Origin of the sequence: Henriciella sp. AS95 (genome assembly GCF_038900055.1) — a bacterium.
GTDB lineage: Bacteria > Pseudomonadota > Alphaproteobacteria > Caulobacterales > Hyphomonadaceae > Henriciella.
In genome coordinates this window covers 1,928,168-1,952,236 of record NZ_JBBMQM010000001.1, presented here as the reverse complement: position 1 = coordinate 1,952,236, position 24,069 = coordinate 1,928,168, and the positions used below count along the sequence as shown (strand labels likewise).

Annotated in this window: 17 protein-coding genes; 8 read left to right on the top strand and 9 right to left on the bottom strand. The window is 57.8% G+C overall.

Annotated features, from left to right (window positions below; translation table 11 throughout):
- Positions 1 to 579: an ECF-type sigma factor gene (locus tag WNY37_RS09665; RefSeq protein ID WP_342973184.1), complete on the bottom strand. Its 579-nt coding sequence runs from the start codon at positions 577 to 579 to the stop codon at positions 1 to 3.
- A gap of 142 nt (positions 580 to 721) precedes the next feature.
- On the opposite strand from WNY37_RS09665, the gene WNY37_RS09660 reads away from it, so the two are divergent.
- Genes WNY37_RS09660 through WNY37_RS09650 form a run of 3 tightly spaced genes read left to right on the top strand, consistent with a single transcriptional unit; the run spans position 722 to position 5,154 of the window.
- On the top strand, positions 722 to 3,088 hold the full coding sequence (locus tag WNY37_RS09660) for an MMPL family transporter (RefSeq protein ID WP_342973183.1): 2,367 nt from the start codon (positions 722 to 724) through the stop codon (positions 3,086 to 3,088).
- Positions 3,075 to 3,881, top strand: a complete 807-nt coding sequence (locus WNY37_RS09655; protein WP_342973182.1) for an outer membrane lipoprotein-sorting protein — start codon at positions 3,075 to 3,077, stop codon at positions 3,879 to 3,881. Before WNY37_RS09660 ends, WNY37_RS09655 begins: the two co-directional genes overlap by 14 nt.
- A 58-nt stretch (positions 3,882 to 3,939) precedes the next feature.
- Positions 3,940 to 5,154: a hypothetical protein gene (locus tag WNY37_RS09650; protein ID WP_342973181.1), complete on the top strand. Its 1,215-nt coding sequence runs from the start codon at positions 3,940 to 3,942 to the stop codon at positions 5,152 to 5,154.
- 376 nt (positions 5,155 to 5,530) lie between these two features.
- Here WNY37_RS09650 and WNY37_RS09645 read toward each other — a convergent pair whose 3' ends face one another.
- The 4 genes from WNY37_RS09645 to WNY37_RS09630 form a co-directional block, all read right to left on the bottom strand.
- Complete coding sequence (locus WNY37_RS09645; RefSeq protein ID WP_342973180.1) at positions 5,531 to 7,120, bottom strand: AMP-binding protein; 1,590 nt, start codon at positions 7,118 to 7,120, stop codon at positions 5,531 to 5,533.
- Positions 7,121 to 7,162: 42 nt separating this feature from the next.
- Positions 7,163 to 7,822 carry a VOC family protein gene (locus WNY37_RS09640; RefSeq protein ID WP_342973179.1) on the bottom strand — a complete coding sequence of 220 codons (660 nt, stop codon included), beginning with the start codon at positions 7,820 to 7,822 and terminating at the stop codon, positions 7,163 to 7,165.
- Positions 7,823 to 7,888: 66 nt separating this feature from the next.
- Positions 7,889 to 9,463: a sulfatase gene (locus WNY37_RS09635; protein WP_342974890.1), complete on the bottom strand. Its 1,575-nt coding sequence runs from the start codon at positions 9,461 to 9,463 to the stop codon at positions 7,889 to 7,891.
- A gap of 160 nt (positions 9,464 to 9,623) precedes the next feature.
- Positions 9,624 to 11,372, bottom strand: a complete 1,749-nt coding sequence (locus tag WNY37_RS09630) for an FAD-dependent monooxygenase (RefSeq protein ID WP_342973178.1) — start codon at positions 11,370 to 11,372, stop codon at positions 9,624 to 9,626.
- Positions 11,373 to 11,746: 374 nt separating this feature from the next.
- Here WNY37_RS09630 and WNY37_RS09625 point away from each other — a divergent pair, with 374 nt between their 5' ends.
- Positions 11,747 to 12,478, top strand: a complete 732-nt coding sequence (locus WNY37_RS09625; protein ID WP_342973177.1) for a GntR family transcriptional regulator — start codon at positions 11,747 to 11,749, stop codon at positions 12,476 to 12,478.
- Between the two features lie 62 nt (positions 12,479 to 12,540).
- Here the strand turns inward: WNY37_RS09625 and WNY37_RS09620 are convergent, their stop codons facing one another.
- From WNY37_RS09620 to WNY37_RS09605, 4 genes are all read right to left on the bottom strand, one after another.
- Positions 12,541 to 13,206: a nuclear transport factor 2 family protein gene (locus WNY37_RS09620; RefSeq protein ID WP_342973176.1), complete on the bottom strand. Its 666-nt coding sequence runs from the start codon at positions 13,204 to 13,206 to the stop codon at positions 12,541 to 12,543.
- Between the two features lie 97 nt (positions 13,207 to 13,303).
- The gene (locus WNY37_RS09615) at positions 13,304 to 15,370 is read right to left on the bottom strand and encodes a TonB-dependent receptor (RefSeq protein ID WP_342973175.1); all 2,067 of its coding nucleotides are present in this window, start codon (positions 15,368 to 15,370) and stop codon (positions 13,304 to 13,306) included.
- Positions 15,371 to 16,021: 651 nt separating this feature from the next.
- Positions 16,022 to 16,867 (bottom strand): fumarylacetoacetate hydrolase family protein, encoded by an 846-nt coding sequence (locus WNY37_RS09610; protein ID WP_342973174.1) that lies wholly within the window; start codon positions 16,865 to 16,867, stop codon positions 16,022 to 16,024.
- A gap of 2 nt (positions 16,868 to 16,869) precedes the next feature.
- On the bottom strand, positions 16,870 to 17,304 hold the full coding sequence (locus WNY37_RS09605; RefSeq protein WP_342973173.1) for a nuclear transport factor 2 family protein: 435 nt from the start codon (positions 17,302 to 17,304) through the stop codon (positions 16,870 to 16,872).
- A 285-nt stretch (positions 17,305 to 17,589) separates the two neighbouring features.
- Between WNY37_RS09605 and WNY37_RS09600 the strand changes: the two genes are divergently transcribed.
- The 4 genes from WNY37_RS09600 to WNY37_RS09585 all read left to right on the top strand — a co-directional run bounded on the left by WNY37_RS09600 (position 17,590) and on the right by WNY37_RS09585 (position 23,895).
- Positions 17,590 to 18,606, top strand: a complete 1,017-nt coding sequence (locus WNY37_RS09600) for an NADP-dependent oxidoreductase (protein ID WP_342973172.1) — start codon at positions 17,590 to 17,592, stop codon at positions 18,604 to 18,606.
- A 2-nt stretch (positions 18,607 to 18,608) separates the two neighbouring features.
- Positions 18,609 to 21,974 carry an indolepyruvate ferredoxin oxidoreductase family protein gene (locus WNY37_RS09595; protein ID WP_342973171.1) on the top strand — a complete coding sequence of 1,122 codons (3,366 nt, stop codon included), beginning with the start codon at positions 18,609 to 18,611 and terminating at the stop codon, positions 21,972 to 21,974.
- Positions 21,975 to 22,091: 117 nt separating this feature from the next.
- On the top strand, positions 22,092 to 22,592 hold the full coding sequence (locus tag WNY37_RS09590; protein WP_342973170.1) for a VOC family protein: 501 nt from the start codon (positions 22,092 to 22,094) through the stop codon (positions 22,590 to 22,592).
- Positions 22,582 to 23,895 carry an MFS transporter gene (locus tag WNY37_RS09585; protein WP_342973169.1) on the top strand — a complete coding sequence of 438 codons (1,314 nt, stop codon included), beginning with the start codon at positions 22,582 to 22,584 and terminating at the stop codon, positions 23,893 to 23,895. Before WNY37_RS09590 ends, WNY37_RS09585 begins: the two co-directional genes overlap by 11 nt.
- Positions 23,896 to 24,069: the final 174 nt, after the last annotated feature.

The window sequence follows — 24,069 nt, the reverse complement described above, 5'->3', positions numbered from 1 at the left end:
CTAACTGTCTGCTGCCTGCATCATCTTGGCCAACCAGTTGCGGGCCGCTTGCCAGTCTCGCCGGACTGTGCGTTCCGAAAGCCCAAAAGCAGACGCCGTTTCAGCTTCCGTCATTCCGGAAAAATACCGTGCATCGACAATCTTTGCGAGCCGAGGTTGCGCCGCCTCCAATTGCTGAAGCAGATCATTGACGATCAGAATTTGCTCGGGTGTTTCACTGAACTCCGGCAGCACGGTCTCGTCATCGATGTATTCCACGGCGGACTTCCCCTCGCCGCGCTTCGCGGTCAGGTTGCGCCGGGCATGATCCACAATGACCTGGCGGATGGCGAGGCTTGCCGTTCGCAGAAACTGTTCGGGAGATTGCCAGACCGTCTTGCCGCTCAGCTTCATGAAGCTCTCATGCAAGATGTCCTCAGTCATCATCGTATCGTGAAATCCAGCGCGGCGGCGCCGGTTTCGGGCCAGTTCCAGCAAAGGCTCATAGGCAAGTTCGATAAAGCCTCCGGCGATCTTTCGTTCTTCATCGCTATAGCCCGTCGCGCCCGTCTCATTCTCGCCGTTCATAAAGGAATCCATTCTGGAATTTCCCCCTAGCAAGGCGCACTCCGCAGAAAAGTTCAAGAAAGTTGCAAAACAAGTTGTCCGGTTCTCCGCCCCTTTCTCGTTAAGCCCCATGAAGCCGCAGGCGTGGGGGACGCGCCAGAGGGGAAGAAACGAGATGATGGAAACAGAGCCGGTGTACTTCCGGGGAGACACCACGCCGAAGCCGCTTGGGACATTACAGGAAAGCCTGTTGCGTCGGCCGTGGCGCGCCTTGTTGGCATGTTTGTTACTGATACTCGTTTGTGGTGCAGGTCTGATCAGGGTCGAAAAAGACCCATCAGTTGATGCATTCGTTCCCGGCGATCACCCCGCCGCTATCAACCGGGACATTGCAGAACAACTGTTCGGTCTTGAAGATCCCGTGATCATAGGTCTGACGGTTCCTGAGGGTGAAACCGTTTTCACCCCGGCTCGGCTCTCAGCGCTGCGAGAGATCGATATCGCCGTTCGCCAAATTGACGGAGTGAAGAAGAACGACGTCATCAGCCTCGCCAGCCAGAACGCGATCAGCGGAAATGACGGTGATCTTGTTGTGGACCCGATCGTCGAGGCTGGCCTGCTTTCAAACGCCGATGCAGGAACGGCGCGGGCGCGTTTCCAGTCGATGCCGATGCTGGCGGGCCTTCTGGCGTCGGAAGATGAGCGCTTGATTAGTGTCATTGTACCGGTCGAAGATCCGAACAAGGCGCTGGCGACCGTCGAAGCAATTTCGGTGCTGGCAAATGAAAGCGCATCCGGGTTGTTCGACGTGCAGATCGCCGGAGTGGCGGCCATGAATGCGCGCCTCTCTGAGATGGTTGATCACGACACCAAAATCTTCGTTCCGGCAGCGGTCGTGACGGTGCTGCTCATTCTGTTTCTGGCCTTGCGGAGTCCAGCGGCCGCCTTCGGCCCCTTTCTGGTTATCGCCGGATCGGCTGCGATGGCAATCGGCATGATGGGATGGCTTGGGTCGCACTATTATCTGATTACGACGGCGCTTCCCGTGGTCATCATGGCCATTGGCGTCGCTGACTCGCTCCATATCTCGACCTATTATCTTCGTGCACGCAGAGAGGACGTCGAGCTCAGCGCTCTACAGGCCACACGGTTCGCGCTCGACAAAGCAAAGCTTCCGGTCACGCTTACGAGTGTCACGACCATCGCTGCTTTCATCGGGCTGTCATTCGGCGCTGCGATGAAACCGATCAGCGAATTCGGCTTGTTTGCAGCGCTCGGCGTTGCCGCCGCCTGGTTGCTCAGCCTCGTGCTGTTGCCGTCCATACTGATCCTCACCGATCTGCGCCCCTCCCAGAAGGCTCTAAACAAGGAAGCCAGGAAGAACCGCGTCGACGCGATGGTGGGCGCCATCACGATAGCGGTTTTCAAGAAACCGATGCGCGCGCTTGCCGCCGTCCTCGTACTGGTCAGCCTGCTCGCAAGCTTCGCGCTCCAGGCCGAGTTCGATTACGAACGCCAACGCTACTTCACCGCCGCCGATCCCGTTCGCCAAGCCGATCAGGAGATCAATACAAGATTGGGGGGCGTGAATTTTCTGGACGTTGTCGTGTCGTCCGAAACGGCCGGCGGACTGATGACTCCAAAAGCCCTGGTAGACATCCAGGGCCTGCGCGCACAGATCGGAGGTTTGCCGCGTGTCGCAAAAGTCAGTGGCATCGATGAATATATCTCGCTGATGCATCAGGTGCTGACCGGCGCGCCGGCCGGGAGCCTTCCCGATGCGGCTCGCGCACCAGGCCAGTACATGTTTCTATACGAAGCGTCGGCCCCGCCGGAGGACTTCAAGAAAGAGATCGATTTTGATCATTCGCGGGCGCTCATCCGCGCGCAGCTAGATACAGACAATTATCGCCAGACGCTTCCGGTTGTCGATCAGGTTGAGGACATCCTGTCAGCGTGGCAAGCCGAGAGCGGACTGACCGCGGATATCAGCGGCCGGGTCGCTGTGAACGATGGCTGGATGTCGCTGCTCGCGCAGAACCATTTCCGTGGCCTGGGACTTGCCATCGCGCTCGTCTTCCTTTCGACCGTCCTCGTATTCAGGTCTTTGAAGTATGCGGCGCTTTCGATGGTGCCGGTTCTCGTTGGCATTGTGAGCGTCTATGCAACGATGGGCCTCTTCGGGATCGATATCGCGCCTGCGACGTCCATGACTGCGGCGATTGCGACGGGCCTTGGCATCGATTTCGGCATTCATCTCATTTCGCTCGTGAAAAGGCAGCACGAGGCGGGGGCGTTTGGGATCAACGCCTTTCGCGGCGGATACGATATTGTCGCTCGCGCCTGCTTCTACTCTGCCATCGCCCTCGGCGTGGCGCTGGCCGTTATCTGTATATCGTCTGCCCCGCCCCTGCGCTGGTTTGGCTTTCTCGTGTCTGTCGGCGCGATCGGGTCGCTGGTCGGCGCGCTCGTGATCGTTCCAGCGATCTGGTCAATCGGCGCCAAAGTCACAGAGGGAGGTAAAACCCATGTTGTCGCGTAATGCTATCGCTCTTTGCCTGGTCTGGTTGACCCCAGGTCTGGCAGGCGCGCAGGAGCCCATCAACGCAAACGACCTTGCCAAGCTCGTTGCCGAGCGCGCAGCGAATGAAGGCCGGGTCGGGACCATGCATTTCCGCCTGGAAAACAGCTCATCGCGCGTACGTGAGCGCGAAGCGCTAATGATCCATTCCGAAAAGGACGACACCGAACGGATCGCGATCTATTTCACCGAACCCGCCATGATTGAAGACACGGCATTTCTCAGCTTCAATCACGCCGCGGCCGAGGATGAGAACTGGCTCTACCTTCCTGCCACGGACCGGGTCCGGCGGCTGCCCGCATCTGATCGGGGCGATTATTTTCTCGGGACCGATCTCACCTATGGCGACATCAAGGACAACTTCAAATTCGGTCTCGATGACTGGGATTTCGCCATCGAGGCTCATGACGCAGAGAATGGCTCCTTGCCCATCCTGACCGGGCAGGCCCGCACACCGGAAATTGGAGCGGAGATGGGCTATGGGAGCTTTCGCGCCGGGATCGACTTGGAGACCGCTTTTCCGGTCTGGATTGATTATACCGACACAGATGGCGAGCCCCTGAAGCGCGTCGAAGTTCTGGAAATCGAGATCATTGGCGGCGTTCACACAGCGCTCGCCTTCACGGCCACCAACCAGCAGACCGGACACTCAACGGCGGTGAGCTTCACCGGCATGCACCACGTTCCGCAGTTGGACCAATCGATTTTCGACCCTGAAACACTGGCCTACGGCATACCCGATGTTGATGGGTGACCGGTGTCCTCGCGGCATCCTGGTCACGGCCATTTCAGTCCTTTCCGCAGGAGCCTCTATGGCGGAGCCAGGGAAGGTCGAAACATCTGTCGAAACCAATCAGTTCGCGGCCATTTCGATTGGAAATGACGAGGCGAACAGGCTGCGTCTGGACATTCGTCCGGACTTCGAGATTGATCTCTCATCAGGCTGGCGAGGCGACCTTTCCCTGCGCCTCGAAAGTGCTCATGCGATGGTCGGTCTTGGTAGTCTGCAAACCTATGATGAAGCGTCACATCCTCTCGAACTTGGAGACAGCACGCGCATCGAGATCGATCAGGCGACGCTCAGCTGGCGCAAACGATCAACCCGCGTGACGCTCGGCAAACAGACTCTCGCATGGGGCGTTCTTGATGGCTTGCAGGTCACTGACCGGTTCGATGCGGTCCGGCGGCGGGAGGCTGTTTTCATTGATCAGAGACCCGACCGTATGTCTCGCTGGGGCGCGCGGGCGCAGTTCAAACACGCCGGCACGCGGTGGGATATAGCTGGCGTCCTGGATGGGACGGCCGATCAGTTCGCCATACCTGGAGATACGTATGCGGTTCGGGCACCGCGCTATCGCGCCGGGCTGCCGGCGGCGGCTTCACTTCCAGACCTCCACGTCAAACTTTCGGACGAGCCCACGCTCGGCGTGAAGGCATCGAGAAGGTTCGGCGCAAATGACGCGTCCTTTCTCATCATCCATGGGCCAGACACGGAGCCGGTTTTCCGGGCATCGACCACAGGCGTCGCGCTTGAATATGACTCCCGCACACTTGTCGGCGCGACATGGCAACGCTCGAGCGGGCCGCGGGTCTGGCGCCTTGAAGCAGCATCCATTTCCGACCAACCGGTCAATCTGCAGTCTGCAACGCCGACGACGGATGACAGGCAACGGTGGCTTGTTGGACTGGGTGTCGACTGGGACCTGCCGGACGGCCTTTTCGCCAATGCACAGCTGGGCGTGGACCACATCACGGGACCTGACCTTGTGCGCCCCTCTACCGATGTCGTCGCGACGCTCAAACTGCAGAAGACGCTGTCGAATGATACCCTTCGTCTTGGCGCAGAGTTACTGGCGTCGCTCAACGAAGGTGATGGTACGTTTCGTCCGTCCATCTCATGGCGCGCAACAGATAAAGTGCGGCTCGATGCTGGCCTCGACCTCGTTTGGGGAGAGGCGGATGGCATCTTCGGACAATACGCCGAGACCGATCGCGTCTGGATAAAGACCACATTCAGTTTGAGCTAAATCTCTATAACGGTCCTGCGGCGCTTCCGGATAACTGGCGCATGCTTCTCGAACGCAAGATGTTCGAAGCGGCTACAAGACGGATGTGTCCGCTGTCCTCTCCAAAGTCCGGGAGTAGACATGCGGGTCAATCGATATGATATCGATCGACCCTCCTCGGGCTATCGCGACCGCAAAAGGCAGGAGCGCCGACCTGTCGGCGTGGGCGCCGGGATTGTCTGATGTCGACCAACATGCCGACAATTGGCTCGTGAAAATGAGCACAACGCCAACGCTTGTCGTTAACAACAGAGCTTAAGCCAGTGTTCTGAATGAGTTGGCGAAGCTATCTCATCGAAAGATCTTGTTGCTTGGCAGGCTGTTTGAACAGCCGCGCTCAGTGCCCGTCAGTCACTAACATCTTACGCAACTCTGCCTTGGCAATCTTGTTGAGTGTGGATCGTGGCAACTCGTCGACCACATGAAATTCCACCGGCACCTTGAAGCTCGCAAGCTCTCCCCGGCAGTGGCGGGCAAGCGCGTCAACTATTCCCTCTGGCGCATGCGAGACGGGGTCGCTGAGCCGTACAAACGCCACGGGGACCTCATCAAGCATCTTGTGAGGTTTCGCGACCACGGCGACTTCCTGAACGTCCGGAAAAGCCGAGATGACGCTCTCGACTTCCGAAGCGGCGACATTCTCCCCGCCGACCTTGAGCATGTCCTTCGACCGATCCGCAAAGATCAGCCAGCCGTCTTCCGAGATCTTCACACGGTCTCCTGTGACGAACCAGCCGTCTTCGTTGAAGGCCGCTTCGGTCGCCACTGGATCATCGAGATATTCGAGAAAGAGCGACAGGCCGCGCTGGCCCCTGATCAGAAGATCGCCGGTCTCTCCCAATCCTGCCGGACGGCCATCGGCTGACACAATGGCGATTTCGTATTCGGGCGCGACCCGGCCCATGGATTTGGGCCGATCAGCATGGTGCACTGAACCGACGATCCCGTGTGTAATTGTTTCCGTCATGCCCCACCAGCCAATCGACCGCACGCCGAAATGCGCGTCCGATGGCAGGTCGCAGACAGCATTCCCCCAGAACCGGAAAGAATGATTGTCGGGAACCGGATACTCAAGAAGGGCCTGGACCATGAACGGCACCATCGACGTCCAGGTGCACTTATGCTTCAGCGCCACAGGCCAGAAACGGGATGCGGAAAAACGCGGTTGCAGCACGATGCCTGCTCCCACCCACAACGATGCCATGACAGAATAGATCTGCGCGTTTGTGTGAAACATCGGAAGATAGACCAGGTGGACGTCCTCTGGCCCGAGCCCCTCATGCAGGGCGCTCACCCTTCCGCCCCACAGGGCGTTCGCATGGGTCCACACAACGCCCTTTGGACGCGATGTCGTGCCAGACGTGAACTGAACACCGAAGGGAGCGGTACAGTCGGCGTCCCGGTCCGGCAGAGTCGCCGATGCGCCGGACAGGCTTTCGAACGGTTCGTAGGATCCTGCCATTTCTGCCGGCGGCTCCCCCGTATCGGTGGTGGTGACCACAATCCACTCCGCGCCGCCGAAGGCGTCGGCGATCAGGTCGGCGAACTTTGGCTGGGTGATGGCAGCGCGTGCTTTTGACTTTTCGGCAAAGTAGGAAAGTTCAGCCTTGCTGGACTTCGAATTCGTCGTGACAGCAACGGCCCCAATCCAGGCACAGCCTAGCCAGGCGAACATCTGCTCCGGGCAGTTGTCCAGATGCACGATGACCCGGTCGCCAGCCCGAATGCCACGCGCATAAAGCCCCGCGCCAACTTCCTTCAGCCTGCTGACGAACTCGCCATACGTCCAGATCTCTTCCTGTCCATCCAGAGGTTCCCAGATGAGACAGGGCTTGTCGCCAAACCGCGCAGCCTGACGGTTTAGAAGCGTGCGGATATCCCAGCCGGCGAATGGATTGCAGGCAGGATCAATAGTTGAAGGTCGCATGCTTGAAGAGGACTCCTGGGTCAGCCTGAGTGGCAGGATGGACTAAACGTCCTTGCCGAGCAGTTTCGCGACACGTGTCATCGTGGCGGCAAACTTGCCGATATAAGGCGTTGGAACTGTGCTGGCGCTCCGTTTACCGATCCTGGGTCTGACCTTCAGCTCCTCGACCGGAACCCCGGAATCGAACTTGCGCTTCATTTCGGCCGGATCAAAATCAACGCCAATCGGATTGATGTCGAAATCCGAAGAGCTCATCCACTCATCGACTTCACTGTCTGATTCGAAATTCTCGACCTGCAGCTCAAGCACGTTGCCGTCAGGATCCTGATAATACATGGACGTCGTCGGCCCATGATTGATGCACCATATCGGCTCAATCCCGTCCTCTTGCAGCCGACTCCAGTTCTCCAGGAGCAATGGGAGGGACTCATAGGTAAAAGCGATGTGATCGACGCCTGCGCGGCTCTTGTCCCGGCGCCCGGTCACAGGAAGCTTCGCGATTGCGATCCGGTGGTGCTCGTCATCATAGGTGAGGAACGTCAGATGATCGTTGGAATAGACGATCTCCGCGTTGAGAACATGCTCATACCAGCCCACCATTTTCTGGTGCTGGCCGGTGCGCAGAACGATGTGCGCCAGTGAGGCGGGGCGAATGCGGTCGCTGGCTTCGCGCGAGCGCTTGTACTGCAGCTTCGTTTCCATTTTGGCTCCTCTCATATTGATCGCCAGTCGGCATTTCAGTCACCCGCGCGCGTCCGGCCCTGCCGGTCACAGCGGATAATAGATGTATTCCTGGTCCGGAACTTCAGGGTCCTGGTACCCATCCAGAAACTCCCGCCGCCGCTCCATTGCCGGCCAGATCGGCTCGGCGAGTGTGGCCTCCCAAGACGAAAGCTCGTCTTTCAGGCGGCTCACAATGTCAGGATGGGCGTCGGCAATATTCACGTGCTCGCCGGGATCCTTCTCCAGATCGAACAACCAAGTTTTTTCGGGGAATTCAGATATCTGGAGCTTGTATTTCCCGTCGCGCACGACCCTGTAGTGCTCGGCGCGCCAGAAGAATGGCCGGCTCACTGATGGATCGCTGGAGACTGCATCCGCACCGATAAGGCTTTGGCCATCGAACGTCTCGGGTATTGGCAGACCTGCTGCTTCCAGAATGGTCGGCGCGATATCGAGCAGGCTGACGGGATCTGTCACCAGTTGACCGGGCTGAATGTGTCCCGGCCAGTAGGCATGCATCGGTACAACGATACCGCCCTCGAAGAAGGTCGCCTTCCAGCCGCGATAAGGCAGATTATGAACTGGAATACCGGTGTAGGACGCACCGCCATTGTCGCTGGCAAAGATGATCAGCGTGTCCTCCGACAGGCCGGCCTCATCGACGGCGTCCAGGACCCGTCCGATCGCGTCGTCGAGCTGTTCGACCATCGCATAGTAGACGCGCGTCTTGTGGTCCTTGATGAAGGACAGGCGGTCGTAATAGTCCTGCCGCGCCTGCAGCGGGTTATGCGGCGCATTAAAGGCGAGATAGAGCAGAAACGGGTCTTCCCTGTTCTCGCTGATGAATTCGACGGCCTCATCTGCGAAGGCATCCGTGAGATGCCTGTCCGGATGGATGATTTCACCATCGTCACTAATCGCGTTCGTCACGTTCGCCCAGACCATCGCATCGAAAGGGTCCTCGAGATGGGCGTTGACGATTCCGTCCCTGTCAGCCGGCGCAAAAAGCGCTGCTCCAGCGAGGAAACCGTAGACCCTGTCGAAGCCTTTATCCGCAGGCCGCTTGCCCGGCGCGCTGCCCAGGTGCCATTTGCCAATATGAGCCGTAGAATATCCTGCCGCCTTCAGGCGCTGTGCGATCGTTAGCTCGGAATCCGGAATGCCGATCTCGCTCATGGGCGGATACTGATCCTTGGACGTTCCAGTGTGTTCGGGCCCGGTCTCAGTAACGTCCGCCTGCGTTGCAGGCAGCGATTCAATGTACGGAGGAATGATTGGGTTGAACTCAAAACCGAAGGCCTGCTGGTGTCGTCCGGTCAGAAGCGCCGCCCTGGACGGGGCGCAGACGGCATTTGCCGAATAGGCGTGACTGAAGCGGATACCCGACGTCGCGAGCCGATCTATGTTCGGGGTTCGAACAAGCGGATTCCCGTTGAGCGAAATATCATTGAAGCCAAGGTCATCGGCGAGAATAACAATGATGTTCGGCTGCCGACTGCCCGCCTCGACGACTGCCGCCTCTTGCTCAGTGCCCTGGGCCGGCATGCAAGCCGACACAAGGGCGCAAATGCCGGTCAGAGCAACACGTCTGCCTGCGACAAGAAATCGGTCCATGATCATCTCGAACACCTATGCTTCCTCCTGGCTGGCGCACCCAGCTCATTCGCATGCCGAACCATAAAGCATGCTTTTTATACTTTGCATGCTTTTAAGCTCTATTGTCTCCACCGCAAGGCCCGGGAACAGATTTTCACCCGCGCCGTACGATACGTCAGGCCGTTCAGTGAGCGCCCGCCGGGACATCATCACGCCAGCGCAACTTTGTCGGAAACGCAGCAGCGATCGCCTGCTCAAGACTGGCCTTGGGATTGGCGGGGAGTGACTTTTCACGCCAGGCGACATGGCCATCCGGACGCACCAGTATGGCGCCGTCGCCGGCTATTCCGCAAAGGCGAGCTAGCGCATCATCCTCGTTCTGAACCGCTTGTTGCGGTCCAATTTCCACAAGGTTGATGCCGAAGGAACACTCATCGAGCTCAGCGAGCAGCGATTTCCATGCGCTACCGTCCGGCCCGACAATCATCGTGAACCCATCATAGGACAACAGGTCGTGCACTGACTTGCGAACACCGCCATGCTTCACCCAGAAATGGGGGAACCGGGCTCCGGGCTGAGCATTCGGCCGGTACTCGACCGGGTTTTCCGCCGCATCGACGATCGCCTCGCCATCGCGCACCAGGGCGCCCGCCTCATACACGCTCCCGAGATCCAGTCCGTAGGACACATAGTGCGGCAACTGCCCTTCGATTGCTTCCTGAATCGTCGCTTGCCTTTCGGCCGCAGCTTGACCGCCTTGTCTCAGGATGGCGATATTCGTCTCCGATAAATCCGCATCTTCTCCAAGGCCGATGGCATTTGGCACCTCTACCCCCCTCAGCATATTCGTCAGGCTGTGTTGGCAGTTCACCAAGGCCATCGGGCGGCACTCGGTTTCATAGGTCTCAAGCAGGCTGGCTTCGGCATTGCCGCTCAGGACTTCTCTCAGTTTCCAGATAAAATTGTACACGTCCTGGGCGCCGGTATTCAGCCCCAGACCACCTGTTGGCGGGAAACGGTGAGCGGCGTCACCAACGAGAAAAACACGTCCTTCGCCATAGGACTTGGCGACCTGCGCATTCATCACCCAGGTATCGAGGCTTTTGATTTCAAACGGATGCGACTCGTCTCCAATAATGTTGCGCAGATAGTCGGCGCACACTGCTTCAGTGAAATCTTCTGGGGAATGGGTCTCGGGATTGTACTGGATCATCAGAACCGAGCGTTCCTTGTCATCGTGCACGACCAGTATTCCTGGGGTCTTCAGGTTCAGGCACCAGTGCACCACCCCTTCCCTGCCCTTCAACAGCCCGGCAAGGTCGCTTTTGAAATAGACGGTGATGAAATGAGCAATGCCGACAGGCCCCTCCATTTCAATTCCCATTCGGCGCCGCGTGCCGCTGCCAGCACCTTCAGCGCTGATCAGATAGTCTGAGCGAACCTGATAGTCCTGTCCGTTCTCATCCGACAGATCGACGATCACCCCGTCAGACGTTTGCGCGTGGCCGGTGCATCGCGTGCCAAAACGGATGGTAGCGACCTCGCTCTGTTGGGCTTTCTCGAAGAGGATCTCCTCGAGCTGGTCCTGCGGCAGGTTTGCTGCGCGCGTCGGGCTTAGCGATTCCAGGAAATCCTGCCCGCTCCGCCGCGCACCGATGTCCAGAGCCCCGTAGCTCAGCCCCTTGAGCTGATCGAAGTAGGTGATGTAGCGCTGCTTCTCCACCACCGTCGCGGCGTCCAGAATTCGGGTATCCACGCCAATTTGCCGAAATATTTCCAAAGAGCGGGTGTTCAGCACATGCGCCTGCGGCGCCCTGTGGAGCCCTTGGCGGGCCTCAACCACGAGGTGCTCGATGCCATGACGAGTCAGCAGCGCGGACGCCAGAAGCCCGGAAGGCCCGCCCCCTACGATTGTTACCGGGAATTCCCTCATGGCCGCCGCTCCTCTTCCTTGTGAATTTCATCTGTCTCGGAAAATAAAACCGAATTTGTGCATACTTTTTGTATTATTGCATGCTTGTTGGCAACCATGAATCTGTCAGTACGCATGGTCATTTCTGTCGCACCCATGAACTGGAAGCGTGATAATGGAACTGCGCCGAGCTGGAGAAAACCTCGGATTCTTCAAGCGCACTACAGACCAGGGTAGAGCGTGATGGTTGGGCAGGCTGCAGTGGTCCGCCAGTCATTGTGCAAACACAGGATGGCCGGCCAATTTGAAGTCGATTGAGCTGCAGGTGCATGCAATCTTGTCGATTCCGACAAACGCGTCTAAACTACAATGAGTGTAAAACACAGGGATGTTCCGTGGCCACTCAAACCGAATATATTGTCACCAAACTGCGCGAACTGCTCATGACGGGCGAGTTCGAGGCTGGTCAACGTATGCAAGAGAAGCATATCGCCGAGAGGCTCGACACATCCCGGACGCCAGTGAAGCTCGCCCTCACCGAACTGGCAAATGAGGGCCTGCTCGAATACACGCCAAATCGCGGCTTCGTCGTCCGGCGTTTTTCGATCAAGCATATTATGGTTGCTGTTGACGTTCGCGAAACACTCGAAGGCATGGCAGCCCGGCTGGCAGCTCATAATGGCATTTCGCGTGAAATGAACTCGGACCTGAAGGGGTATCTTCTTCAGGTTGATGGCCTCCTGCTGAAAGAAGAGCTCGACTATTCAGATGCCCTGATGTTCGCCGACATCAACGGAAAGTTTCACAATGCCATCATCAAGGCGGCGGACAATGAAGTGCTTTGTGAAATGATGCAGAAATTCGAATCCATTCCGCTCGCCGCGGCCAAATCCATCGCGGCAACGACCCGCGACTTCCAATCAATTCGAGCCGTGATCGAACGCGCCCAGCAGGACCATAAATGGGTCTACGAGGCGATTGTTGCGCGCGACTCTGTCCGGGCAGAAAACGCCCTGAAGCAGCATATCCACAATGCGCGTCAAAACCTCGAACGCGTTCTCACATCGCTTCAGGAGAACTCTGAAGAAATCGAGCGCTATCCATTCCTGCGACTTGTCAAAGACTGATCACCAGAACTCGTTCCGATTTCTTGCGGCTCAATAGTGAGCGCGCTGCCTCCTCCATTAGATCACTGATTTAGCCAATCAGTATTTGCCGTCAGGATGGCGTCAACGCTGTCGGGCCTGTCCACGCCGGGCAGGTCCTGGCTTACCGGCCGGCCAGACAATTCCAGCAGGTAGGAGAGATATCGATATGAAGCGCGATAGGTTGCGAGGCGCTCGCGATCGACACTCACTGCCTCTCCCGGGACGGCGGGCTGCAGTGTATCCATGACATAAATGCCCGTCAGATGATTGATGAGCCAATTTGAAGCACGTCGCTCGACGCGAAAAAGCATGCGTCCGTGGCCGATGAGCAGCACCTCCACATTGTTCATCAAAGTCCGCAGGTGAATGGCTACGCCAACATTAACATTCGCGCGATCACCTTTGATATCAACAAGGCAGGGCTCCATTTTGTGGAATGAAGCGCTGCCGCTGTCCGCCGCCTCGCGGGAGACGTCGACAAAATCGAAACCGCTTCCCCTGAACCAGGAAATATCGATAGTGGAGTTGCCCGAATAGCACGCCCGCATCTGATCCCACCTGCCAGTATCGCGCGCAACGCGTTCCTGGAGGATGAGATGACCTATCCTGACCCTGTCAAGCTGTTCGTTGTCTGACATGTCCCCTCCCTCCAGGCATTCGCCCTTTGCCGTTTCGCCGGAGGCACAACCGCCGACCAGCCCTGCCATCTCGACGAAAGCTGAGCTAGCGTGAGATCGCGTCCCAAAAAAGCGGCCGCGCTGCACGGTTCGTGAGCGCGGCCAGTCCAACAAGACGCGGGAGGAACTAGAAGCTGAACCGCACCTTTGCCCCGTAACGAATACCATCAGAATAATTCGTCAGAACTTCCGTCTGGCGGCGAAGAAGGATTCGGGGGAAGGTTTCGTCCGTCACATTGTCGGCAAAGACCGATATCCGCATCCCCTCATTTGGCGACGTCAGCGACATTCTGAGCTGTCCGGTATTGTAGGCATCCTGCTGTGTGACAGGATCATCATCAAAGACGTCATGGTTCTGTTCGCTTGACCAGAACCAGTCTGCGCCGAGACCCAGGGTCCACAAATTGTTCAACTGCTTCTGATAGTCGATCGTCGCAGACAATGTGTGTTCCGGGCTGTTCGGCATCGTATTCCCGCTCAGGTCGTCACCGGTCAGAGGCAGAACAAAATCCTGGAACGTGGCATCGAGGTAGTTGTAGCCGGCGCGCAGCAGCAACTCGTCCGTCGGGAGCCAGGTGACGTCCAGTTCGAGCCCTTTGATCTCTGCCTCGGCTGCGTTGCGGGTGACCGAAGATGGACTTCCATCGACCACTTCAACCCGCTGCAGCTGCAAATTTGCATAATCATACTGGTAGGCTGCGGAGTTCACGCGGAGGGTCTTGTTGAGCAGGTCCGCCTTCACGCCAATTTCGTAGGCGTCAATGTCTTCCGGCTCGAAGACGAGATCTGCAAGCGCTTCGCGGAACGCCGTGAACTGCACGCCGCCGCTCTTGAAGCCCTGATTATAGCTTGCATAAAGCAACACATTTTCGGTCGGGTTGAACTCGAGCGACGCCTTGGGATCAAAACTGTCAAAGGTCAGCTCGCCAGTCGTCTCATAAGGCACGGCTACCGGTGGGACACCCGGAGCATTCGACTCCGCCGCGAGGGTGTAATTCTTCGTGTCCTCAGTGTACCGACCGCCAAGTGTCAGGCTGAGGCGGTCAGTGAGATTGAATTCATACTGGCCGAATATCGCCCAACTCTCTGTCTCGAGGTCAACAATCGCCGAATCCCTTGCAATGTTGCCCCCCGCCAGAGCGTATGGAACCGACGCACTATACCAGTTGAAACCATCCGACCGTGATGCATCATCATTATAGAAGAATAGGCCCGCAATGAAGTTTGCGTTCGAAACGCGAAGCTCTTGCGAGAAGGTGGTCGATTCTTCCTCGATAGCCGTCCGGCCAACATCAGCGGATGTTCTGTCAAAGTCCTCAATGGCATCGAATTCGCTGTCCCTGTAGGCAGAGATCGAGGTCAATGTCAGGTCGCCGAAATCCTTCTCGATTCTGAGTATCGGCATGATTGATTTAATGTTGAGGCCACCATCTAGGTTCGCCGTCGCGAGAAACGGATCATCATTGACCGTGACTGTAGAGCCCGGCGGAAACAGGAATAACGGCAAAGCCTGGGAGTTCGGAAGCGTTGCCTCGCTACCGGCCAGGATGGCGTCAGCTTCGATGTCTGTGTACTGGAGGCTGGCCGTGATCGAGAGCGTGCTGTCGGGTTCGAATTTGAGTTTCGCGATCGCTGCCCGCGATGTCTCGTCATTCGTGTTGCCGGTGAGGTCGTTTTTGACATAGCCGCCCTCCGTCTCCTCACCATAGTTCAGACTGGCGCTGACTGTGTCGCTGAGCGGTCCCGCAACTCGTCCCTTGAAGGAATAGCTATCCTTGTTGCCGATCCCCGCCTCAACAAATCCCTCGAACGTGTCTGACGGGTCTTTTGTAATGACGCTTATGGCACCACCAGGGGTATTCCGGCCGAAAAGAGTGCCCTGAGGTCCCTTTAGAACTTCGATACGTTCAACATCGAGCAATGCGAATTCGGCGCCGCTGAACCGGGGAATGTAGACTTCGTCAATAAAGACGCCCACGGACGGATCCGATCCGATGTCGAACTTCTGGCTGCCAACGCCCCTGATCCGGATGCGCGTCCTTGCGGCATCTGACTGAACGATATTCAGGCCGGGCGTGAAACGTGCCAGATCTTCCACGGCGACGATGTTTGCTTCTTCTGCCATGTCGCCAGAGAAAGCCGTCAGCGCCACGGGCACGTCCTGGCTCGATTCTTCTCTTTTCTGCGCCGTCACCGTAACAGTCCCCAACCTTTTCGATTGGTCGTTCGCATCTTCAGCGCTAGCGTCCTGCGCGTACGCAGACGCCGGCACAAGAGCCACCAGGGCCGTCACCAGTGAAGTGGCAGCACAGTATCCCGATTTTATTTTAAGCAAGTTGTTTCCTCCCTATGCACAATTGCTTGGCTATGCACGTCGTTTCGTGCGGGCTTTCTTGAGAGCCCGTGCTGAAAATCGCCATTCTTATGCGTGCAAACGCAACATTGCATACATTTACGTATTTTGCATGTCAATGTCGGTCTTTGTGCTGTTTTGTACACAGTGTGCCCGTTCAGAAATCGCCCTCAGGGCGCATCAGAGAAGAGCCACGACCACCCCGGATTCGCGCCCTTATTTGCCAGATCTGGCGGCAGCAGGGATTACCGATGAGAACTCATGACGTCCCGAAACGAAGGTGAGCACGGAGCTTTTCAGCGAGATCCTTAGCAACGGTGGTATGAGCTCTTGCCTTTATGACATGGGGCTGGGGGGGGGTAGCGATGCACCCCGCTTCGGCGCTCAACAACCGTGTGGACTGGGCCAAGCTTGGTCGCGACCATGGAGGCAGCAATGCCAGCCGGCCGCGACACAAACGATGAGTAAATCTCTCATATCCCGTTTCACGGGTCAGGCTTCCAGGGCAACTGTGTTCTTCAGGCTTCCAATCGGGGAGATCCTGATCTCCACCTCTTCACCTGGCTTCAGCCAACGCGGAGGCGTCCGTTTCGCACCGACACCTCCTGGCGTTCCCGTCGCGATCACGTCCCCCGGCGACAGGTTCGTGAATTGAGAAACATAGGAGATGACATCCGCAACGCCGAAAATCATGAGGTCTCCACGCGTGGATTGCATCTGCTCGCCGGCGACGTAAGTCTCAAGACCGAACGCGGCGGGATCGCCCGCTTCGTCGGCCGTCATGATCCAGGGGCCGAGACTGCCAGACTTGGGAAAGTTCTTTCCCGCCGTTGGGGAATGCATCTGAAACGCCCTGATACTGCCATCGAAAAAGCATGTGTAGCCAAAGACATGACCTGCAGCGCTGTCGGGCGATATCCGGCGCCCTCCCTTGCCGATCACGACCGCAATTTCACCCTCAAAGTCGAACGTGTCCGACTCGGGCGGAAGCAGGACATCTGAGCCGTCGCCCACGATCGAGTCTTGCCATCTGGCAAAAAGAGCCGGTGCCTCACCCATGTCCGAGTGCGTTTCCTCGACATGAGTCTTGTAGTTGAAACCAAGGCAAATCAGCTTCGACGCAGGATGAATTGGCGGAAGCAGGTCGACCTCGCTCAAAGGTATGCTTCTGCCAGCCCCCGCGAGTAGATCGTTGATTTCAGTTTCTGTTCTGGATGACAGGGTGAATGGCGCCTGGAGCGCATCTGGAACCTCAGACAGATGCGCGACGCGAACCTGGTCACCTTCGACGACACCTTCACCGAACAGGTTCTGGAAAGAGAATTTGACGATTTTCATGATTAGCCCTCCACTTGACGAAAGACGGCTTGGGCGGATCGTTCTTTGATGCGCCAGCCCTGCGGAGTGAGCACGAAAGTGTCGTGGTACTCCCCGAGGGCAGCTGGAGACATGAGAGGCAGCGGCCCCTCGGAATCAGCCGCCCGGCTTCCTTCAAACAGCAGAAAATAGGTGACCCCAGTCGCTTCATTCGGGCTCACCAGGTTCACGTCGATATTTGTACAAACATGACGGGTGACGCGTTCGGGCGGACGCTTTTCCAGAAACGCGCGCAGCTGGTCAGGGCCATCGAGAACCTGGCCAGCCCGGGAAAACGAACCATCGTCCGAAAACAGAGTCGCAACGTCCTCAGCCCGCCCCTGGTCGACATAATTTGCAAATCTGATCGACAGCCTTTCACACTGCTTTTCGATCAAAGCGCGCTGCATCTCATCCATTTTATTCTTCCCTTCACGTTAAGTGCATCACCCCTGAGTACAGCGGCGACGCTTATCTCAATTGCTGAGCGGCGACCTCTCAGCCCCTTGAAAAGCAATGGTAATCGTGGCCCTGGAGCAGGCCTGCCAGGGCTGAGCAGGCTCTCACCCTGGACACATGATTCTGGGTCACTGCTTTTGTCGTGGCCAAACCCGACCGCCCTCTCCAACTGCCTGATGTTCGAGTTGACACAGCATTATTGCATGCACTAGTCAAGTTGCATGCAATTACTGAAAAGGCGGGTTATGAGCACGGTCACACAAACCGATTGTCTGGCATGGAAGCTTGTCAGCCGTCCCGCAGCCGATGTGCGGGCCGATCACTTCGAGCTTGCGAAAGTCGACTTGCCCGAACTTCAGGACGGGGAAGTCCTGGTCAAGGCACGCTATTTGTCAATCGAGCCCCTGCTTCGCGGGCGCCTCATGGACAGATCAAGTTACGCCGCAGCTGTCCACCCCGGTGAAGTCATGACCGGTCGAGCACTCAGCGAAGTCGTCGCATCGCGATCTGAGCAATTCAAATCTGGAGACATCGTTGAACACTGGCTCGGCTGGCGAGAGCAAGCCGTGGTCAACGCCAATGAGCTCAGGGCCGTTGAGACCGGTCCCTGGCCTATCTCGGCAAGTCTGGGGGTTCTCGGCTCATCCGGACTGTCCGCCTATCTGGCCTTGACTGAGATTGGACAGCCTCAACCGGGCGATACGGTTCTTGTTACGGCTGCATCGGGCGCTGTGGGCGCACTCGTCGTCCAGATCGCAAAGAAGCTTGGCTGTAGGGTCATCGGCGTCGCGGGCAGCCCCGAGAAATGTCGCTTCGTGACGTCAATCGGCGCCGACGCGACCATCAACTACAAGACGGACGATGTGGAATCCGCGATCCAGCAGGCTGCTCCGGATGGCATCAATGTCTTCTTCGATTCCGTTGGCGGAACAATTCACGATGCTGCCATGAGCCATCTCGCCTTGCACGCCCGGGTCGTCGTCTTTGGAACGATGGATTTCTACGCAAATCCAGATCGGCCCGACACCGGACCAAGGCATCTAAGAACGATCCTTGTAAAGCGGGCAATGCTGAGAGGATTCCTCATCCGTGACTTCGAAGACAAGGTTCCCGAGGCCCTTTCGCGCCTGGCGGCCTGGTGGCGTGAAGGCGAACTGACCGCCCGGGAAGATATCCGAAAGGGGTTCGAAAAAGCCCCGCAAGCGCTCGCCGATGTGATTGCCGGCCGGGCGCAAGGCAAAGTTCTGGTCGAGGTCAATTAGACATGCAGCATGGTACTCTCCTTTCCGGGCTCGAAGCTCTGGCCTTGCTTCCACTCCTCCAATCCGATCTCGATCGGGCGTCAAACCTCAATACGGCTGCCTTCATCTCCGGCTATAGAGGCTCGCCGCTCGGCGGGCTCGATCAGATGTTCAAACGCAAGCAAGTTGAGTTTGCTGAACGCAGCATCGTTTTTCAGCCTGGTGTGAACGAAGAACTCGCCGCCACTGCAGTTTGGGGGTCTCAACAGGGGCAAGTTCTCCAGGAACATCGGTTCGATGGTGTCTTCGCGATGTGGTATGGCAAGGGACCGGGTGTCGACCGCGCTGGTGATGCCCTGAGACACGGAAACCTCGCTGGCGCAGCAGAACATGGCGGTGTGCTTGTCGTTGCTGGTGACGACCATCAGGGCAAGTCATCGACGACGGCCCACCAGAGCGATCACACGCTGGCCTCCTTTTCTATTCCCGTCCTGGCCCCTTCGACCATTCCTGAAATCATCGAGTTCGGCCTGAAGGGCTGGGCGATGTCCCGTTATTCGGGGCTGTGGATCGGCTTGAAATGCGTGAACGAGCTCGCGGAAGCCTCGACGATTTCACCGCTGCCGTCGGCGCCCGTGATAAACCGCCCCAACAACCCTGCCCCGGCACCGCCCGAAGGCGTCAATGTGCAATGGCGCTACGAGCCGATGGCAGCTGATGCTCGTCTTCAAGAGTTCAGGCTACCCCGTATCCATGAGTTTGCCCGCGCAAACGAGATCGACCGGGTCATCACCCGCCCGGCGCACAAACGCATCGGCATCGTCACATCGGGCAAAGCCTATGGCGATGTCCTGGATGCGCTTGATCTCCTCGGCCTCAATCCCGAAAGCGCCGCGGACCTTGGGATTGGCATCTACAAGATCGGTCTCGTCTGGCCGATTGATCCCGATGCGGCCCGGCGTTTTGCCGAAGGTTACGACGAACTGATCATCGTCGAAGAGAAGCGCAACCTCATCGAAGACCAGATCCGCGCGGCCCTCTACGACCTGCCCGAACCGCGTCCGGCGATAAGCGGAAAGATGACGTCCGGCGGCCAGTACCAGCTACCGGCAGCAAAATCGCTGGACGCCAGGACCGTTGCGGGCGCCATTCTTCCCAAATTGCGCGCCAGGGATATCGAAGCCCCTCGGGCATCAGCGCTTGATGAGCCGGGCCCTGCGGCGCTCCTTAACGCGCCTGCCCCAATTTCTCGCCTGCCCTATTTCTGTTCGGGCTGCCCCCATAACCGGTCGACCAAGGTCGAAGACGGCGAGATCGCCCTCTCCGGAATTGGGTGTCACACCATGGCGATGTGGATGGACCGCAAAACCCTTCCGCCCACCCAGATGGGCGGCGAAGGGGCGAACTGGGTTGGCATGGCCCCGTTCTCAAATCGCCAGCATATCTTCCAGAATCTTGGTGATGGGACCTATTTCCACTCTGGCACCCTCGCCATCCGGCAAGCAGTGGCGGGTAAGGTGAACATCACCTACAAGGTTCTGTTCAATGACGCTGTGGCGATGACGGGCGGCCAGGAACATGACGGCGCGTTGTCGCCTGAGATCATTGCCAGTCAGTGTCTGGCAGAGGGCGTTGCCGAGGTCGCCATCGTTGCGGAGTTCCCGAAGCGCTATCGCACGCCCTTGCCCGGCAAGGTAAAGGTCTATCCCCGAACCGAATTCGAAACCGTCCAGAAACAACTGGCCCAAATCCCCGGCGTCACGGTTCTGATTTTCGATCAGGTTTGCGCCGCGGAGAAGCGCCGCATGCGGAAGCGGGGACAGCTCGAAACACCCGCCGAACAGGTCGAGATCAATGAAGCTGTGTGCGAGGGATGCGGAGACTGTTCGAAGAAATCGAACTGCGTCTCGATCGCGCCGCTGAAGACGCCACTCGGTGTGAAGCGCCGCATCGACCATGCAAGCTGCAATCAGGATTTTTCCTGTGTCGAGGGCTTCTGCCCCTCCTTCGTATCCATCGAGGGCAAGCAGGTTGAAAGCCCGCCTTCAACGACGGGCGACATAAAAGCCCCAGCGGCATTTGTCGGTGACAGCAGCAGAACCTGGAATGTCCTGCTTACTGGCATCGGCGGTACGGGCATCGTCACCCTTGGACAGATCATCAGCCGCGCCGCAAAGATCGAAGGCCGCACGGCTCACACTTTCGACATGACCGGCCTTGCCCAGAAGAATGGAGCGGTGGTCACCCATGTCCGGATCGGAAATGACGAGCCGATCAAAAGCCCGCAAATTCAGGCAGGAGAAGCCGATGTCCTGATCGCCTGCGACCCGATCGCAGCGACGCAAAATCTCGCCTTTCCAATGCTGAATCCGGATCACACGATTGCGATCGCTGACGAACATGCCGAACCGACTGCACACTTTCAGCTGGATCCGGATTTCCAGTTCTCCGAGAGCGATGTGCAGGCCTATCTGGCGGGCGGTGTGCGGGACTTGGCGGTCCTGTCGGCACACGATCTGGCACGGGAAAAGATCGGCGGTCCGCATGCGGCGAATCTCATCCTGCTCGGCGCCGCCGCACAGTCTGGATACCTGCCGGTAAAAATTGAATCGATTGAGGCCGCGATCCAGGAACTGGGCGTTTCGGTCAGCAAGAATCTCGCGGCGCTCCAGCTTGGCCGAAGCGAGATAATCGCTGCTGGCAGCAGGCGCGGCTCAGGCGAACCGACCCAGACCTTGTCGCCGTCCCGCCAGTTCCTGACAGAGAAGGTGCGGTCCTATGGCGGTTCAAAGCTGGCCGAACGTTTCGAGCAACTGGTTAAACGCGCTGAAGCCGCTGAAGCTGACGTCAGCGGAACGCCGAATGGCTTTGCGGACGCTGTTGCGAGCAGCTATGCCAAATTGCTCACCTACAAGGACGAGTATGAAGTCGCCCGCCTTCTGACATCACCGGAATTCGAGCAACGGCTGCGCGAAAAGTACGGAGCCAAGGCGAAGGTCTCCTACCATATGGCGCCGCCGGTCATCGCGCGGAAGTCCGGCCCCTCGGGCCACCCTCAGAAGATCAAGTTCGGACCGTGGATGCGGCCCTGCCTCAAGATACTTGCCAAATTCAGCTTTCTGCGTGGCACGCCTTTCGACCCCTTCGGCTGGACGGAAGACCGCAAGCTGGAACGCCAGCTCATCCCTGAATTCGAAGCACTCGTGGACCGCGCCATCGCGTCCCTGGACGAAACCTCCCTGCACCACTGGACGGGGCGGATCGAAGCGATCCAGCACGTTCGGGGCTATGGTCATGTGAAGGCCCAGAATTACGAGGACTGGCGAAAGCAGGATGGCGAGCTTGAACAGGCGCGGAGCGCCAGGACCTCTGCCGGCGCGACGCCATGATCGACGTCATCAATGGCCGGCTCATCGTCCGCAGGATTTTCGGCACGGATTTCAAAGACCTGCAAAGCATCACCGGCGCGCCATTTCATAAAGAATAACAAATAGGAGGAAGCCAGAATGACGCCATTCATCACCCACGTGGCTTTATATTGTGCCGATGTTCAGAAGACTGCCGACTGGTACGTCAACGTATTTGGCATGCGCGTGCTAGCGAGTTCACCGGGGCGGTTTTTCGCCTTGAGCTTTGGGGAGAAACATCACGACCTGGCTTTGGCCCAGGCAGCCGAGGAATTCGGCCCGCCGCAAGTCAAGAAAGTGGGCCTCTACCACTTCGCAATTGATACGGGCTCTTTTGACAATTCCATGAGGATCTACGACCGCGCGCTCGCCGCAGGCGTGTCCGCTGAAAAGGCCATAGACCACAGGCTGGGCAAAGGCATCTACGTCCGCGACCCGGATCAGAATCTCATCGAGCTGTGGTCAGAAACCTATCCTTCCTACGCTGAGGGAATTGCCACGATTCCGCAAATGGATCCCCCCTTTGAAGAGAACCCGATAGGCTGGCCCATGAACATTTCGGAAATCCACGAAAAGTGGAAATCCGAAAATGCCGGCTAGTATTTCCGGTCCGGTCGGACTCGAAAGACCGCAATCAGCCGCTTTGGCATGGAGCGCCGTGGCAGTCCTGTGCACGCTTTATGTCATCTCATTTGTTGACCGGATGATCCTTGCGCTCCTTGTCGACCCCGTCACCCAGGACCTCGGCATCAGCGACACGCAAATCGGTCTGCTCATCGGTATCGGATTTGCGCTGGTTTACGTGCTGATCGGTTTGCCGCTTGCCCATTTCGTAGACGCCGGCGCGAGACGGCTCGTATTGGTCGGCGGGGCTACCTTGTGGAGTGTCGCGACGATTGGCTCCGGCTTTGCCGAAAGCTTTTCACAGCTCGCCATTGGTCGTCTTGGAGTGGCAGTCGGAGAGGCCGCACTCACACCCGTCGCTATTGCTGTGATTGCCGATATGTTCCCCAAAGCGCAGCGAGCATTGCCGACCAGTATATATATGGCGGTCGGCATACTCATGGGGTCGGGTTCATTCTTTATCGGAGGCCTTGCGGTAGACGCCGCGACACATCTCTCTGCCGCTATAAGTATGGATGTCTGGCGCACGACCCTGATTATCGTCGGAACGCCGGGTCTATTTCTCGCGCTTATCGCGGCATTTCTGATTGGCCCGCCAAGCCGTGCCGTCCAGAATGAAGGGGCGGTACCCATTGCGACTGCACAGCAAGTCCTGTCGTACCTTCTCCACGAAGGGCGCTTCTTTGTCCTGATGTTCCTGAGCGTCGGCACACTTGCCGCGCTTGCTATGGGCTTGCTTTCCTGGGCCCCGACTCTTCTGGTTCGAACCTATTCCTTTGGATTATCAGAAGCTGGTATCGCACTCGGTTCAGTCGGCGTCCCAGCCGGCATTGTGGGCACAGTGTGCGGTCCCCTGATCGTCCGGCGGCTGGCCACAGGTCTTGGCGGCAGCAATACACCATTCGTCATTGGCATAGCGGCGCTGCTTGCGGGCGCTTCGCTCAGCTTCGGATTGATGTCAGGGCAGACGGTGCTGTTTCTCATCAGTCTGGGGGTCACCTATATGTTCCTGTCCGCGGCGATGGTGATGCCTGCCATCGTCATTCAGGAGGCTTCGCCACCCGCAATGCGAGCCAGATTGATGGCGACGCATCTGCTTTCTCTCGGATTGCTCGGGCAAGGGCTCGGGCCTGTGGTGGTCGCGCGCCTGAGCGATCAGATCGGCGGGACACAATCCTTATCCAACGCAATCGTGCTGACGGCGATTGGAGCGACCATCATGGCCATGATTTTCGCCTGGTTTATGCATCGCCGGATAGACCAGACAAAAGCGGCATGAAAATCCGGGGTCGCAACTGGGCGTCAAAGCACAGCACTGACCGATAGTGATGGTCCTTTGACGACAAGCATCTGTTTTTAATTGGTTTTCGAATGTCCTTAATCGGTCGCGGGAGACCTCGGATCATTCCCACTCGATGATGAACTAGTTGCGTATCCTGCAATAATTACTGCA

What these genes read in the sequence shown, in the direction of transcription:
- WNY37_RS09590 (WP_342973170.1), top strand. Translation starts at nt 22,092, where the DNA reads ATGACGCCATTCATCACCCACGTGGCTTTATATTGTGCCGATGTTCAG.
- WNY37_RS09630 (WP_342973178.1), bottom strand. Translation starts at nt 11,372, where the DNA reads ATGAGGGAATTCCCGGTAACAATCGTAGGGGGCGGGCCTTCCGGGCTT.
- WNY37_RS09595 (WP_342973171.1), top strand. Translation starts at nt 18,609, where the DNA reads ATGCAGCATGGTACTCTCCTTTCCGGGCTCGAAGCTCTGGCCTTGCTT.
- WNY37_RS09650 (WP_342973181.1), top strand. Translation starts at nt 3,940, where the DNA reads ATGGCGGAGCCAGGGAAGGTCGAAACATCTGTCGAAACCAATCAGTTC.
- WNY37_RS09605 (WP_342973173.1), bottom strand. Translation starts at nt 17,304, where the DNA reads ATGGATGAGATGCAGCGCGCTTTGATCGAAAAGCAGTGTGAAAGGCTG.
- WNY37_RS09585 (WP_342973169.1), top strand. Translation starts at nt 22,582, where the DNA reads ATGCCGGCTAGTATTTCCGGTCCGGTCGGACTCGAAAGACCGCAATCA.
- WNY37_RS09610 (WP_342973174.1), bottom strand. Translation starts at nt 16,867, where the DNA reads ATGAAAATCGTCAAATTCTCTTTCCAGAACCTGTTCGGTGAAGGTGTC.
- WNY37_RS09665 (WP_342973184.1), bottom strand. Translation starts at nt 579, where the DNA reads ATGGATTCCTTTATGAACGGCGAGAATGAGACGGGCGCGACGGGCTAT.
- WNY37_RS09645 (WP_342973180.1), bottom strand. Translation starts at nt 7,120, where the DNA reads ATGCGACCTTCAACTATTGATCCTGCCTGCAATCCATTCGCCGGCTGG.
- WNY37_RS09635 (WP_342974890.1), bottom strand. Translation starts at nt 9,463, where the DNA reads ATGATCATGGACCGATTTCTTGTCGCAGGCAGACGTGTTGCTCTGACC.
- WNY37_RS09655 (WP_342973182.1), top strand. Translation starts at nt 3,075, where the DNA reads ATGTTGTCGCGTAATGCTATCGCTCTTTGCCTGGTCTGGTTGACCCCA.
- WNY37_RS09660 (WP_342973183.1), top strand. Translation starts at nt 722, where the DNA reads ATGATGGAAACAGAGCCGGTGTACTTCCGGGGAGACACCACGCCGAAG.
- WNY37_RS09620 (WP_342973176.1), bottom strand. Translation starts at nt 13,206, where the DNA reads ATGGCAGGGCTGGTCGGCGGTTGTGCCTCCGGCGAAACGGCAAAGGGC.
- WNY37_RS09640 (WP_342973179.1), bottom strand. Translation starts at nt 7,822, where the DNA reads ATGGAAACGAAGCTGCAGTACAAGCGCTCGCGCGAAGCCAGCGACCGC.
- WNY37_RS09600 (WP_342973172.1), top strand. Translation starts at nt 17,590, where the DNA reads ATGAGCACGGTCACACAAACCGATTGTCTGGCATGGAAGCTTGTCAGC.